This is a genomic window from Cardinium endosymbiont of Culicoides punctatus (genome assembly GCF_004354815.1).
In the GTDB taxonomy this organism is placed as follows: domain Bacteria; phylum Bacteroidota; class Bacteroidia; order Cytophagales; family Amoebophilaceae; genus Cardinium.
Map to the genome: position 1 here is coordinate 22,541 of NZ_QWJI01000017.1, position 15,335 is coordinate 37,875.

Below are 15,335 nucleotides of genomic sequence, written 5' to 3' on the forward strand. Positions count from 1 at the left end.
TATTCTGTTTTATCTGCGTAATATCCTGAATGAATTACGTCTCTAATATCAGATTGACAAATAGGTAAAACGCCTGTATACGCTAATTTTTGTCTTTTAGCATCATGTCCTATTTCTAGATTGTCTTCTAATTTCTTTCCATCCATAGCATACTTATTGGTCTTACATGAAAATAAAGATAGTATAAGACACAGTAATACCGTTTCAATACTTGTGTTTTTTTGAAAAAACATTTTTAAAACATTCGTTTTGTATTGCTTGATATGTCTTATGAGCTATGTAGGCAGCAAGTGAGAAAAATGAAGACTACATCAATGATACCTGTAACAGGTGTATCACTATCCTCCCATGAAGACAGATCAGGTTATAAATTTCTAACTACTCCACAAATCTACAAAAATATTTTTATGAAAAACACAGGCTAAGAAAAATCATTCCTCCGAATATGCTTCAGAATGAAAGGAAGGATATATAGGCTGTATAACTACACACAAGCATAAATACAGATCTGATTTTATATATGATTATCAATAAATAAATACAGACTCTTTGTTAATCATTTTTCAAGCGCAATAGTTTATAGAATATACGCGTTAAAAGCCGCATATCTTCCGTTATAATTTCAGCACTACATTCCATATTGGGTTTAAATGCATTTTTTTATCGTAATTCGTGGTTAACCCTTTAGACAAAGTCAATGTAACACGATAGGTATCGGCATGAGGCACCAATGCGATGGATGCTACAATGCCTTGAAGATAGCCATACTCTTGCTCAGGATATGCTGGCAGTTGAATGCGGGCTAACTGACCCTTAGTTATTTTGCCATAACCAGTAGGAGGTAAATGCAACTCTACTACATAATGTTCATCTGTAGGCACTACAGCAAAAAGAGCCTGCCCAGACGAAACTTGTTGGTCCGTTATCCAACAGTCTAAATGACAGATCCTACCTGCAAAAGGTGCTACTAACTGGTAGTTTTGTTTCTAAAGTGCAACCTCTTCCTGCAGGCTTTGTAAAATACCACGAATGGTTGATTCCAATAATGTTCGGTTTTGGCAGTGGGTAAATTGTAGCTCTTTCAGTGTTTTTTGCTGTTCTCCTAAGGTCATTTGGTGACCGACAATATCTTTTTCTATATTAGCCACTTGCTCTAATTTACGTAGCAAAGCGGAATGTGCGCTTAGCGTGGCGCACACTCGATATGTGCCAAGAACACAAAGGATTTACTAACTAATATAATTTGGGCTATTTCTGTATGACCTTTTTTGTATTACCATAATAAAAACCCAATTCAGTGCATTTTTTGCATTCACAATAAGCACCTACATTTAATAGTGCTTCTACTATTTCTACATGACCTATTTCTGCTGCCATATGAAGAGGAGTATAATTCCTCCAATCTTGTGCATTTATATTGGCATTTTTACCTAATAATGCTTCTACTATTTCTGCATGACTCTTTCTTATCGCTATGTGAAGGGGGGGTGTTGAGCATCATTTTTTGCATTTACATCAATACTGCTGACTGCTAACAGTATCTTTATTACTTCCACATGCTTTTTTTCTATTGCTATATGAAGGGGGGTGTGCTGGGTATTATTTTTTGCATTTACATCAATACCAGCAACTACTAATAGTGCTTCTACTATTTCTGCATGACCTATTTCTGCTGCCATATGAAGAGGAGTATAATTCTTCCAATCTTGTGCATTTATATTGGCATTTTTACCTAATAATGCTTCTACTATTTCTGCATGACTCTTTCTTATCGCTATGTGAAGAGGGGTTTGTTGAGCATCATTTTTTGCATTTACATTAATACTGCTGACTGCTAACAATATCTTTACTACTTCCATATGCTTTTTTTCTATTGCTATATGAAGCGGGGTGTACTGGGTATCATTTTTTGCATTTACATTAATACTAGCAACTACTAATAATGCTTCTACTATATCTACATGATTCCTTTCTATTGCCATGTGAAGTGGGGTTTGCTGGGAATTGCTTTTTGCATTTACGTCAGCATTTTCATCTATTAATAACTGAACTATTTCTCTATTCCCAGTTTTTGTTGCCCAATGAAGAGGGGTCCAGTTCGTATTATCTCTTATATTCACATTAGCTCCAGCATTTATCAACTCCGTAACTTTCTCTATATTATTGTTTTTTATCGCATAAAAAAGGCCTTTACTTGAAACGAGTCCTTTACCATCTGGTTTATTCCTACCACTACTAGAACCTGAACCTAAATCAGTAGCAGATCTTGAACCTTGTGTGTAATCACTGGCAATAAAAAATAGGCTTACTATAATGCAAAAATACAGTCTGGTTTTGTTGAAAGAAACAGTGAAATCCGAATATGAAAATGACATAATTGTATTTTAAGTAAGATGGTGGTTTAAAGAAATGATACTAAGTGTACCCAAACAACGTATTTACTTTTATAATGGAAATGAATATTTTTATTCTTTTTTAGTCCTTCTTCTTTTTATTTTTCCTCGTAACTATCTCTAACTTGTTTTGTTACAGCGTCCAATTCGGCTGCTATTTCGGGTTGTGCTTTTAAGCAAGTCTTAGCAAGATCGATATATACATTACATGTTTCCTCAAGCATAGCGAAAACCGCTTCTTTATTGGTGTAACCTGCAGCATGTCGAAGATCATAAATTCGTTCGGCAAGCTTAATATACAGAACGATAAGTTGCTCTCCATGTGCTGAAAGATCATCATTGCTATCGCCAAATAGAGCTGTTTTTAGATCTTTATGCTGATCTACATTTAAGATACTTTGTACACAAACAAAAATATTTAAGTTATAATTAGATCTGATATACGAAATAGGTAATTTGGTATAACGTACTAAATCATAGAGCAATGCAGCATAAACGACTTGAGGTGAATGAAAAAACCATTGAGTCATCAATTTAGCGATCTCTATCGTACGTACATAGAATAATTCTCCACACGCATGACGATTAAAGCCATAACAGCGTCTAAGTAGTAGCAATATTTCTGATATTACAATAGGATTAACATTAGGCATACTAGATATGTATTCATGAAATTTTATTAGATCTGTTAACGAGCTTGTTTTTTCTTCAATAGGGACTGCAGATTCCGTATGAAGTACATCTGTAGACAATCTAGAAATCATTACCTCATAGAGCGCTTTTACATTTCGTGGTAAAACGATCAAGACTCCCTGTTGACCTGGTTCAGGCAAGGCTACATAACCATAGTGAGCTCGGACAATACAACGCATCCTTGCAATATTGATATCTAAAGAGTCTTTCTCTAAAAGGGCATTTATATCAAGATCATCATATTGGCTACTATGTATAATCACTGGTTTCCAAGATAAATACTTATTACTTATAACTATATTTATAGCTGCACATTGAATGGGTAAGGAACCTTTTTGATTAAGTCTAGTATGGTCATGGTAGGTTATCATGGCACTATATATGTCAAACTTGACCACCTCTATTTCTATATTATCTTTATCAGCAATCCTTAATATTGCGGTTTTTAATAAATCAACAACTTCATCCACATCACATGTTATAGTCATATATAAATGGTCACTATGTTCTACATCAATCTTAGGTTTTATTTCAAGTTTATCTTTTAAACCTATTTCCACCTTTTCAATGAGTTCACCTATCGTGACCGTTTCTGGAATTACTGCTAGAAAATCTTTAGATCTGCTTTTCTCTTTTAAAAAACTATCCCATTTAGAGAATTGATTTACAATATTCTGTAAATCTTCCTGATAAAAAGGACTTGTTTGCTCTAAAATAAAAACGGGTTTATTAGTTATATTACTAATAGCATTTTCTTCTTCTGAATCAACTTCATATGTTCCAATTGCATTTTTTTGTATAGGCTGCTTCATATTTAATGTATAAGCTATTTCATGAAACTCTTCTATATCTTGTGCATCTTGTTGTGCCTTTATATAGTCTGCTTTTTGTTTCAAGATTGCACGTCGTATACTTGCATAAAGTGTTATAAACCAAGATATTATGCCAATGATAACAAAAATAAAAAATAGAAGTGTTCTATTTATAATGGATTGCAAGAAACCTATCATTCCTAATCTATAAATAGGGAAAATAATCTCTAAAAAGACAGTCACTGCTGTAATTGGTATGCTAAAATAAGATGGTAATATATACGCAGCAAAGATTAAGTGGGCAAAAGATAAAAATAAGGTAAACATATGCGCAGTGCTGTGCATACAATGAAAAATGATATCCATAGGCAGTGCAAAAATAAGTCCTATCATCCAATACTTGCCACCTATGTTATACATACCCCCTTTATTTTGGTGCATACCATAGCTATAAAAGGTTATAGCGGTGATTATTCTACATGTGTACCAAATTTCAAAAGAATCTGTCCCAATTGTAAATATGGAAGAAATGGTAGTAGACGAAGTATAAACAGCTGCTGTTATCAATTTTACATCGTTGGGTTTCAGTAATCTCAATATCTTACTGAACTTTGATGCTTCTTTCAGTTCTTCCTTATCATTCTTATTATCAATAATATCTACAATTATTGCAGTTAACAAAAGGGACAATGCTATAAAAAGCGGAATATGATACAGAATCATAAAAACAAATTGATTTTGAATTGAAAATACAGCACACATAATTCTTAACAGCTTATTCTAACGATTAATTTTCGATAATAGTACCCTAGTTATGTATTTACTTTATGTGACATAACTACGCACATACATATAATTTATGTATTACAAGCATTGGGACACAAAAGTTATTTTTGCATCCCTACATATTCATATATCGTCTCTTACAAGAGAAGAGCTTATAGTGAGGGGTGCAAAATACTTAGTGTCTTAATATGCAACGCATTATACGCAATATATCTTACATAAACAAGATATTCAGCATATACGTAAGTAAGTAATAATTGATATTTTTGTAGTTATGGTTACAATTATAAATTGTCAGGACTTTCGTGCCATAGGTAATAATACTTAATTTTTTTTGGAAATTTCATAGACTGGTTTATACACAGATTTTAGCTAAAAGAGCGAAAGTACTGATTTTTTTCGTTCAGAATAGGTGTTTAACCTAACCTTTTCTGCTATCCCTTGTATTTTTTTTGTTTATTGCTTTATAAATTTCATTTATTTCGTTGTTGGATAATACGGAATCTAAAAAACTTTTATTTCTAGGACTATATGAAAACTTTTTTATTGGATCGTCTGACCAATTATGATTATCATCTAAGCGGGAAACTAAAATAGTACATTCATCCATATTACGATGGCTGGGATCTGGGTTGTTTTTATTGTCATCATTGAATATGATATTCAAACCCATACATACAATCTTATCATATTCACTAACATACTGGCCATAATAATCTCTACTTATTATTTGCTTTAATCCTGTATATGAGTCTTTATTTAATTTTAATTCAAGTATATAAATGGTATTATTAGATGTATCCTTTATGACAATATCTGCTTGACCTATATTTGATATAGTTTCTGCCGAAATTTCTACATTTTCATTACCTAAAAACACCCCATTTAAAAAACTAAATAGTAAAGCATGAAAATACTTTTCAGATTTTTCCGTTAGTTCATAACTAGCTTTAGCATAACAATCACTTCTAAATATGTAAAAAAGTTTTTGCCAATCTTCTTGTTTGAAAGCTTCTTGCACATTCAAATTTTTCTTTATTCCATTTTCTTGTGCTTTATTAGCAAGGTATTTTCCGAAATGAGCATGTAAAGCTTCTTTCACTTCTGTATTGGGAAAATCCAAAACACATTTTCCCTCATCTACATCATAATCCTTTATGGTTATATACCCTGTTTGATACATTAAGGGAATAATATCTAACTCTTTTAAGGCAGTCGTTTCTAATAAATCATCTTCTTTTTGTAAAAAATTTCCACTTATCTTATCTAGGCTAAACCTTTGAATATGATCTTGCATCTGTTTTATTAAAACCCTAGTATCTGCTGTATCTTTCCAATAACCTACCAACTTCCCTGTTTCAAAAAAAGATAATACGGAGGTAGGGTTATATACAGAAGGGCCAAATGGATAAAATTTATAGCCATTATAGTATTGTCGAACAACTTGTAAGACTTCTTCATTAGTGTGCATTTTGCCTGTTTTCTTATGAAGTTGTTCTTTAACGTACGATAACTTATCTGTAAATAAGGAATTAATGTGCTCTTCTTTATAGCCAACAACATCCGAAAAGTCCTCGTAATAAATAGACAGATCATGGCCATAAAATATATTAGCGCCTGAACCTAAACCAGATAGAACAAACTTATACACACCGGTTACAAACAGTAATTGACAGTCATTGGCACAGCTTTTTATCACTGTAAAAAAATCACTCAGTACTTTCATACAGTCTTTATAGTTTTGAGAATCCCAGTCTAAATTGATTACTGGAGCATCATACTCATCTATTAAAAGAACTATTTTAGATTTGTAACTATTATCTTTGTCCTTTAATTTTTTTAAGCTGTCAATTAAATTTTCATAATAAGATTGAAAAGAGTTATGTCCAATTGGATTATGAAGTTTTGATTCTACACTGTATTTCTTAGCAGTATTATATAACAATCTTTGGAGATCCATCTTTAATATTTCAGCACTTTCATTTTCTAATTTAGAAAAATCCAACCTAATTACTGGATACTTTTTCCAGTCGTATTTTTTTTGTTCTTCTTTAGGGTTGTGTGGATTTATTTTCATTGTATCCTTGCCTATACAACAATCTGTAAATAAGTGTCTATACCTTTCTCCTTCAGCAATCTTTGCTATAGTATCTATAAGCAAAGACTTACCAAACCTACGGGGACGTACCAAAAAACAAGGTCCCCCTTTTTTAATCAAGCGCCAAACATGCGCCGTTTTATCTGCATAAAAACCTGACTGAATTACCTCTTCTATATCTGATTTAGAAATAGGGATAATGCCTGTATACGCCAATTTTTGTCTTTTATTATTATGACCTATCTCTTCTAGTTTGTCTCCATCCATATTATACTTATCTGCTTTACATGAAAATAAAGATAGTATTAAGACACAGTAATACCGCATCAATCCTTTTATTTTTTTTAAACATGCATTTTTTATAGCTCGATATAGCTTAAGCTATGTAGGCAGTAATAGAGAAGACTACATAAATGATACCTGTAACAGGTGTATCACTATCTCCCGTGAAGACAGATCAGGCTATATATTTATAGCCACTTTGCAAAAGTACAAAAAATAGAACCTTCCTAGGTATTCCCAAAAAGTTTTTGTTACCCTCCCAGGTACCTCTTTTGGCCTTTATAAAAATTACTGATTGTCAAATATAAATATTTTTATCAATTTTAACATATCGGAAAATGTGTTACCAAAATTTTTACCACAAATTTTATATTTCATTATAAATCATCCATAAACACAACAGCCGTTATATGCAGAACACAGGGTACCTGGGGAGTTATCATTTTTTTTAGATATATATGTTTAATAATTTTGATAATCAATAAAAAAATGAAAATAATGAATATGTAGAAATTTCATAGACTGGTCTATACACAGATTTTAGCTAAAAGAGCGAAAGTCCTGTATTTTTTTAACCTTTGAGGCCTTATAGGCTCAATGCATCATAATTTACGTAATTTTCTATACCTGAAAATAATTCGTAATTTCATAATAAGCAAGATATTAAACTTTGTATTTACCAATGAAAGGTAAAGATATACATTGATTATTAAATTTAAGTATTAAAGTGTATGCTGTTATTAATTTCAACCAACTGATAAACATGAAATACTCTTGGCCATTTATCTTAATATTACTCCTGTGTGGAATTCATGTTCCTAGGTGTTACGCAGATACTACATCTGGAGCAATAAAAGACACAGAATTTGTAATTGAAAAACAAAAGAAAAATAAAGTAAGTCAAGAAAAAAAAATATTTTTCAAAGCACCTACTAAGTCAATAAATAAAACAGACAAGCCTGTACAAGAAATACAAGATTTAACCCTAGAAAAGCTTCCTTTTTATCCTACAACTCAAGTACAGATTTTATCTGAATCAACACAAGAGGACATTATTGAATCAACTTGGCACAACTATTGTAAATTAGGAGTCTCCTCATTACCTCTCCCTTATGTAGATATTTTTATAGAAAAGATCCATTTTGCTCGAGGTATTTGGTCTGCAAATGTTGCTTTTTTCCCAGAACTATTTGGGATAAAAGCAAGACAAAGTTGGTTTTCGGTAGATGGAAAATATGCTATGGCATCTTGGCTCTTGCATACACATTTGCATTATCAAAATGACTGGCATAAATATGCTCGTAGAGATAATGCCCCTGAACAGAACTTACATCAAGGTAGTCTTTGTTTACATGCAAAAAAGTCTAGTGATGTTTCTGCTCAAGAAGGGAAGATAACGTATCATCCACTTGCTTTCCATCATGGAAATATAACTGAACAGCTATTCACGCTCAAGTATAAATGGATAAAGCCATTGGATGCCTTTACCTTTAAGATAAGTACCTATAATGATATTGCATTTTATAAAAATGATACAGTGAAAAAGAAACGATTTGTTTTTTCTGGAGCTCCTATGGTTGTGGTAGCTTTGCCAAAAGACATACAGCTCAAAGCAGGCTTATGGGCTACTTGGCACAATGATCCAATTAGTGGAAACATCTCTAACTTTGATGTTTGTCCAAAGGTTAAAATAAGCACTACTATTTCAGAAGGATTTAATCCTTACTTGGGTATAGAGGGCATGGGAAGTACCATACGGCCACGCCACTTGCGTAGTGTGGTACAAAAAAATCCTTTTATCGATAAAGATTGCAAACTCTCACATAGCTATCAGTGCCTTAAACTTCAAGGAGGTAGTAAGGGCAGTATAGCAGATGACCTTTCTTATTGCTTAGATATTGCCTATCGAGGAATTAAAAATCTATCTAGAATGGTTGCTACCCCAAATCTCCATAGATATACCCTGTTCTATTCTCCAATCACACACTATTCTGTAAAGACTACAGGCTTGTTTCATTATATCAGGCCTACTGCAAAGATGAGCACGACCATAAAGGCAACTTACTATCATTATATGAATAATAACACAGCTCCAATATGGTGGTATAATAAACCTTCTTTTAAATTAAATCCGACACTCCTCTTCAAGGTGCATCCAAAAGTTTTATTAAAAAGTGGGCTTCACTTGCGTAATGGTACAGCTATAAAGGATAGCGTTGGCAATATTACTAATATAGGTACAACAATAGACATCTCTTTAGAAGGTGAATATGCTTTTTCGGAAAGATTTCTAGCTTTTTTATCTATCAGCAATCTGTTAAACCGTGATAACCCTTCTTATACTGGTTATGCTGGAAAAAAAATAAATATTACTGCTGGTATACAATATAAATGGTAATTACATATTATGATCGATATAATTGAGGAATTGTGTCAAAAAATTGAAAACACAATTCTTGGTGATAAAGAAACGCTAGAAAAATTTCGGCATGATTTTATAGGCAAAAAAGGATTTATCCCAACGCTCTTTGAATCATTTAAGGCTTTGCCTGTTTCAGAGAAAAAGATCATAGGTCCTGCTTTACAAAGTTTGAAAAATGAGGCAGAAGCAAAAATAAAAAATGCAACAAAGCTGATAGAAACATACGTTGCATCATCTACTACACATAAAGAAGATACAACACTCCCCTCTTTTGGTCCAGAAGTCGGCAGCTTGCACCCTTTAAGAATCATCCAGAATAAGGTTATATCGATATTTGAAAGAATTGGTTTTAATCTTGTGGATGGTCCTGAAATTGTAGGAGACTGGCATAATTTTGGAGCACTAAACTTTGCTGAAAATCACCCTGCACGAGAAATGCAAGATACATTCTTTATACAGCGAAATCCAGACAAATTGTTGCGTACCCATACTACTTCTGTGCAGATTTCAACATGTGAGTCACAAGTGCCTCCTGTTAGAGCAATTTCTATGGGACGTGTATTTAGAAATGAAGCAATATCTGCACGGTCGCATTGCTTTTTCCATCAGATAGATGGTATGTACATCCATACACATGTAACTTTTAATGATCTAAAAGAGACCATTTATTACTTTATCTATGAGATGTTTGGTAAAGAAACCAAAGTTCGCTTTAGAGCTTCTTATTTCCCTTTTACGGAGCCTAGTGCAGAAGTAGATATAAGTTGCAAACTTTGTGCAGGGATAGGATGTACGGTATGTAAGCATTCTGGATGGGTAGAAATTTTGGGAGCAGGTATGATAGATCCAAATGTATTGATGAATTGTAAAATCGATATCGATAAGTATAATGGTTTTGCATTTGGCATGGGTATAGAACGTATAGCAATGCTCTGCTATAGGATTGATGATTTAAGGTTATTTTCTGAAAATCATATTGCTTTTTTACGTCAATTTACAGCTTGTTTGTAAGGTATGCTGGACTGATTTTTTAAGACAAATTTTTTGTTCATTTTGTTTCCCATTAGTTGCGGTCTATTACGCAGCATTTTTTAAATAATAAAGATATACAGCCATCGATATTACTCCTTTTTAGTTTGAATTTTTTAGTCCAGTATAACTCGATTTCTATTCAAAATCAGAATAGTAAACGAGGGAAAATGTTATTATACAGCAATAGGCGCTTTGATAACTGGATGGTGCGTATAATTAAGTAACGTAAAATCTTCATAAGTAAAACCAAATAAATCATTAACCCCTTCTCGGAGTTTCATAGTCGGTAAATCATATGGTTTTCGTGAAAGTTGTAAATTTGCTTGTTCTAAATGATTTTGATATAAGTGTGCATCCCCCAATGTATGGATGAATGTTCCAGGTTCTAAGTTACATACTTGAGCTACCATCATCGTTAATAACGCATAAGATGCAATATTAAATGGAACACCTAAAAAAACATCTGCACTGCGTTGATAAAGTTGGCAAGATAATTTTCTATCTGCTATATAAAATTGAAAAAAAGCATGGCAAGGTGGTAATGCCATCTTAGAAATTTCTCCTACATTCCATGCACTTACTAATAGCCTACGCGAGTCAGGATTAGATTTTATTTCATTTATGATAGAGCTAAGTTGGTCAATTTTCTCTCCTGTTGCTGTTGGCCAACTCCTCCATTGGCAGCCATATACAGGACCTAAATTCCCCTCTGCTGTTGCCCATTCATCCCATATGGTAACACCGTGTTTCTGAAGATAAGCAATGTTTGTATCACCGCTTAAAAACCACAGCAACTCATATATAATGGATCGTAAATGAACTTTTTTCGTTGTAATTAAAGGGAATCCATCTTTTAGATTGAACTTCATTTGGTATCCAAAAATACTTTTTGTTCCTGTTCCAGTTCTATCCTTCTTATCAATACCCTCTGATAGAATATATTTTAGCAATGTTACGTATTGTTCCATAGTTTGGCGTTCATTGTATAGTGAATGTACATGTTGAACAGGTATATTAATAATAATATACAATTTCTAAAATCTAAATCAATTATTCTTTTAAAATTAAATAACAGATTTCTTAAAAATTAGACCAGTTCTTTATGTAATGTTGTGGACTGATTTTTTACTAAGTTATAATGTTTTAGGAGTGCTAAAATATGATTTTATATGATTGGTTTTCACGTTTTATTTTTGATTTTTTCCATAAGTTTTATTGGTTTTGCTGTAAGCATAAATTATAATTTTTCAGAAAATATTTGCGTATTTAAAAAAAAGCTGTACCTTTGTATTAGAGTTCGGTAAAAGAAAAAAGTCGGACCAAGCACCAAAAAGTGTGAAAATATTGATTCTGAATTTGTTTTCGGAAGATGTTCTTTGACTTATTGTAAAAGCAAAATGGAGTAGGCGGATTCCTTTTTAGGAATTCAGTGTATTCCAATTTCAAGAGCTAATTAAGAAATAATTAAGGGCGTATGGGGGATGCCTTGGCTCTTAGAGGCGAAGAAAGACGTGATAAACTGCGATAAGTTGCGGGGATTGGTTTGTACGATTTGATCCGCAAATCTCTGAATGGGGCAACCCATCCTATATTTAAGTAGGATATCTTTACATAGATAAAGAGGCAAACCTGGAGAACTGAAACATCTAAGTATCCAGAGGAAGAGAAAACAAATAGTGATTCCATGAGTAGTGGTGAGCGAAAGTGGAGAAGCCCAAACCATAACAGTCTTGGCTGTTATGGGGTTGTAGGACTAGCATAATGAACTATTATCAAAAACTTAAATTATTTTGGAAAAATAAGCCATAGAAGGTGAAAGCCCTGTCAAGGTAATTGATTTTAGTTTAGTTAGTATCCTGAGTAGGTCAGTCCCGGTGAAAGGCTGACTGAATTTGCCGGCACCATCCGGTAAGGCTAAATACTCCTAAGAGACCGATAGTGAACAAGTACCGTGAGGGAAAGGTGAAAAGTACCCTGAATAAGGGAGTGAAATAGTCCCTGAAACCATACGCTTACAAGCAGTCGGAGTTTTATTTATAGAATGACGGCGTGCCTTTTGTATAATGAGCCTACGAGTTAATCTTTTTTGGCAAGGTAAATCCTTTTGAAAGGAAAAGCCGAAGCGAAAGCGAGTCTGAATAGGGCGTTAAGTCAGAGGAGTTAGACGCGAAAGCCGGTGATCTACCCATGACCAGGTTGAAGCGTTGGTAAAACAACGTGGAGGACCGAACCAGTGGATGTTGTAACGTCCTTGGATGAGTTGTGGGTAGGGGTGAAAGGCTAATCAAACCGGCAGATAGCTCGTACTCTCCGAAATGTTTTTAGGAACAGCCTTAAGTTTATACTGATAGGGGTAGAGCTACCGATGGGACTAGGGGGGTAACCTACCGTGTCCAGACGAACTCCGAATACTATCAGTTTTGCTTAGGAGTGAGGGTTAGGGTGTTAAGGTCCTAATCCGAGAGGGAAAGAACCCAGACCATCAGCTAAGGTCCCTAAATATATACTAAGTTGAACTAAGAAAGTTCAGTTGCTTAGACAGTCAGGATGTTGGCTTGGAAGCAGCCATTCATTTAAAGAGTGCGTAACAGCTCACTGATCGAGCGACCGAGCATCAATAATAAACGGGCATTAAGTATATTACCGAAGCTATGGCTTTATTGCATTTAGTGCAGTAAGGGGTAGGAGAGCATTCTAATAGAGTTGAAGTCAGAAAGTGATTTCTGTATGGATTTATTAGAAAAGAAAATGTAGGCATGAGTAACCAAAATAATGGTGAGAAACCATTACACCGAAAGACTAAGGTTTCCACGGCGATGGTTGTCATCCGTGGGTTAGTCGGGCCCTAAGCTGAAGCCGAATGGCGTAAGCGATGGATAATCGGTTAATATTCCGATACTAGCTAACAATAGAGAAGGGGGGACGAAGGAGTGAAAGGTCTGCCTTCTGACGAATTAGGAGGTTGAAGCCCGTAGATATAGGTTTGGCAGGCAAATCCACCAAACCTGTCGAAGGTGATAGTACTGTAATCCTTAGGGAGAGCAGATAATGACCCTAACCATACTTCCAAGAAAAGCCTCTAATTGTTAAGTGTTAGCTAACCGTACCGCAAACCAACACAGGTAGTTGAGGAGAATATCCTAAGGTGTTCGAGTGATTCGTGGCCAAGGAACTCGGCAAAATAGCCCTGTAACTTCGGGAGAAAGGGTGCCTCGTTGATCTTCTTCGGAAGGTCAGCAGGCCGCAGTGAAAAGGCCCAGGCGACTGTTTACCAAAAACATAGGACTTTGCAAAATCGAAAGATGAAGTATAAGGTCTGATACCTGCCCGGTGCTGGAAGGTTAATAGGAGGGGTTAAGTTGCAAAACTGAAGCTCTGAATAGAAGCCCCAGTAAACGGCGGCCGTAACCTTGACGGTCCTAAGGTAGCGAAATTCCTTGTCGGGTAAATTCCGACCTGCACGAATGGTGTAACGATCTGGGCGCTGTCTCAGCCACGAGCTCGGTGAAATTGGAGTGACGGTGAAGATACCGTCTACCCGCAATGGGACGAAAAGACCCCATGAACCTTTACTATAGCTTAACATTGATAATATGTAAATAATGTGTAGGATAGGTGGGAGACTGTGTGAGCAGTCGACGTTGAAATACCACCCTTTATCTATGTGTTATCTAATCTTTTTGTTAAAGAGGAGACAGTGTTTGGTGGGTAGTTTGACTGGGACGGTCGCCTCCTAAAAAGTAACGGAGGCTTTCAAAGGTACCCTCAGCACGGATGGTAATCGTGCATAGAGTGCAATAGCATAAGGGTGCTTGACTGTGAGACAAACAAGTCGAGCAGAGTCGAAAGACGGATATAGTGATCCGGTGGTTCCGAATGGAAGGGCCATCGCTCAAAGGATAAAAGGTACTCTGGGGATAACAGGCTGATCTCCCCCAAGAGCTCATATCGACGGGGAGGTTTGGCACCTCGATGTCGGCTCGTCACAACCTGGAGCTGGAGCAGGTTCCAAGGGTTGGGCTGTTCGCCCATTAAAGTGGCACGCGAGCTGGGTTCAGAACGTCGTGAGACAGTTCGGTTTCTATCTATTGCGGGCGTTGGAAGTTTGAGAGGAGCTAACCTTAGTACGAGAGGACCGGGTTGGGTAAACCTCTGGTGTATCAGTTGTGACGTCAGTTGCATTGCTGAGTAGCTACGTTTATAAGAGATAAGCGCTGAAAGCATCTAAGCACGAAACTCGCCTCAAGATGAGACTTCAATAAGGGTGGTCAAAGATGATGACCTTGATAGGTTGCAGGTGTAAAGTTAGAAATAGCAAAGCTGAGCAATACTAATTACCCGAAAGTTTCTTATTTTTTTCCTTGATTTTGCTTTTACAATAGTCAATTAATTATTCTTGAATACAAGGGATTTTAAAATATTTATAAGAAATTGAAAATAAGGGTGACGAAAGCGCTGGTGAACACCTCTTCCCATTCCGAACAGAGCAGTTAAGCCCAGTAGCGCCGATGGTACTTCAGTAAAATGCGGGAGAGTAGGTAGTTGCCATTTATTTTTAATACATGATATTTATTTCTTCATTTATACATTCTTCTTTTTTAGGTACTCAGACTGGTTATCGTACTCCGAGTTTGGGAAAACCAAACATATGTGGAAGGGCTAGGGGGTAATGTTCAACCTTATTCGACTTTAAAAGGGTAACGCAATGAAGACATTAGGATTTTCAATCAACGTGGATACGGTGGTGGTACAAATATATGATTTTACTTAGCCCAAGCGTTACCTTTATTTATACTATCAATGACTATCATAATTGC

At 35.1% G+C, this 15,335-nt stretch carries 10 protein-coding genes and 2 rRNA genes; 4 read left to right on the forward strand and 8 right to left on the reverse strand.

Annotation, left to right across the window (positions count from 1 at the left end; translation table 11 throughout):
- From CCPUN_RS04735 to CCPUN_RS03200, 7 genes are all read right to left on the reverse strand, one after another.
- Window positions 1–233: hypothetical protein (locus CCPUN_RS04735; protein WP_165941930.1), on the reverse strand; the 233-nt coding region annotated here is incomplete at its 3' end.
- A gap of 381 nt (window positions 234–614) precedes the next feature.
- Window positions 615–881: a beta-barrel domain-containing protein gene (locus CCPUN_RS03175; RefSeq protein ID WP_478210231.1), complete on the reverse strand. Its 267-nt coding sequence runs from the start codon at window positions 879–881 to the stop codon at window positions 615–617.
- Window positions 882–986: 105 nt separating this feature from the next.
- The gene (locus CCPUN_RS03180) at window positions 987–1,169 is read right to left on the reverse strand and encodes a hypothetical protein (protein ID WP_133282140.1); all 183 of its coding nucleotides are present in this window, start codon (window positions 1,167–1,169) and stop codon (window positions 987–989) included.
- Between the two features lie 79 nt (window positions 1,170–1,248).
- Window positions 1,249–1,476 (reverse strand): ankyrin repeat domain-containing protein, encoded by a 228-nt coding sequence (locus CCPUN_RS03185; RefSeq protein ID WP_133282141.1) that lies wholly within the window; start codon window positions 1,474–1,476, stop codon window positions 1,249–1,251.
- A complete protein-coding gene (locus tag CCPUN_RS03190) occupies window positions 1,473–2,375 on the reverse strand; it encodes an ankyrin repeat domain-containing protein (protein WP_133282142.1) in 903 nt (300 codons plus the stop codon). Before CCPUN_RS03190 ends, CCPUN_RS03185 begins: the two co-directional genes overlap by 4 nt.
- A 116-nt stretch (window positions 2,376–2,491) precedes the next feature.
- Window positions 2,492–4,660: an HD domain-containing protein gene (locus CCPUN_RS03195; RefSeq protein ID WP_133282143.1), complete on the reverse strand. Its 2,169-nt coding sequence runs from the start codon at window positions 4,658–4,660 to the stop codon at window positions 2,492–2,494.
- Between the two features lie 445 nt (window positions 4,661–5,105).
- Window positions 5,106–7,109: an AAA family ATPase gene (locus CCPUN_RS03200; protein ID WP_133282144.1), complete on the reverse strand. Its 2,004-nt coding sequence runs from the start codon at window positions 7,107–7,109 to the stop codon at window positions 5,106–5,108.
- A gap of 718 nt (window positions 7,110–7,827) precedes the next feature.
- On the opposite strand from CCPUN_RS03200, the gene CCPUN_RS03205 reads away from it, so the two are divergent.
- Both CCPUN_RS03205 and pheS read left to right on the forward strand, forming a co-directional pair.
- On the forward strand, window positions 7,828–9,462 hold the full coding sequence (locus CCPUN_RS03205; RefSeq protein WP_133282145.1) for a hypothetical protein: 1,635 nt from the start codon (window positions 7,828–7,830) through the stop codon (window positions 9,460–9,462).
- Between the two features lie 9 nt (window positions 9,463–9,471).
- On the forward strand, window positions 9,472–10,497 hold the full coding sequence (gene pheS, locus CCPUN_RS03210; RefSeq protein WP_133282146.1) for a phenylalanine--tRNA ligase subunit alpha: 1,026 nt from the start codon (window positions 9,472–9,474) through the stop codon (window positions 10,495–10,497).
- A 194-nt stretch (window positions 10,498–10,691) separates the two neighbouring features.
- On the opposite strand, the gene CCPUN_RS03215 is transcribed toward pheS, so the two are convergent.
- Window positions 10,692–11,486 carry a thymidylate synthase gene (locus CCPUN_RS03215; RefSeq protein ID WP_133282147.1) on the reverse strand — a complete coding sequence of 265 codons (795 nt, stop codon included), beginning with the start codon at window positions 11,484–11,486 and terminating at the stop codon, window positions 10,692–10,694.
- Between the two features lie 486 nt (window positions 11,487–11,972).
- On the opposite strand from CCPUN_RS03215, the gene CCPUN_RS03220 reads away from it, so the two are divergent.
- Both CCPUN_RS03220 and rrf read left to right on the forward strand, forming a co-directional pair.
- Window positions 11,973–14,872 (forward strand): 23S ribosomal RNA (locus CCPUN_RS03220).
- An 85-nt stretch (window positions 14,873–14,957) separates the two neighbouring features.
- Window positions 14,958–15,069 (forward strand): 5S ribosomal RNA (gene rrf, locus CCPUN_RS03225).
- The last annotated feature ends 266 nt before the right edge of the window (window positions 15,070–15,335 follow it).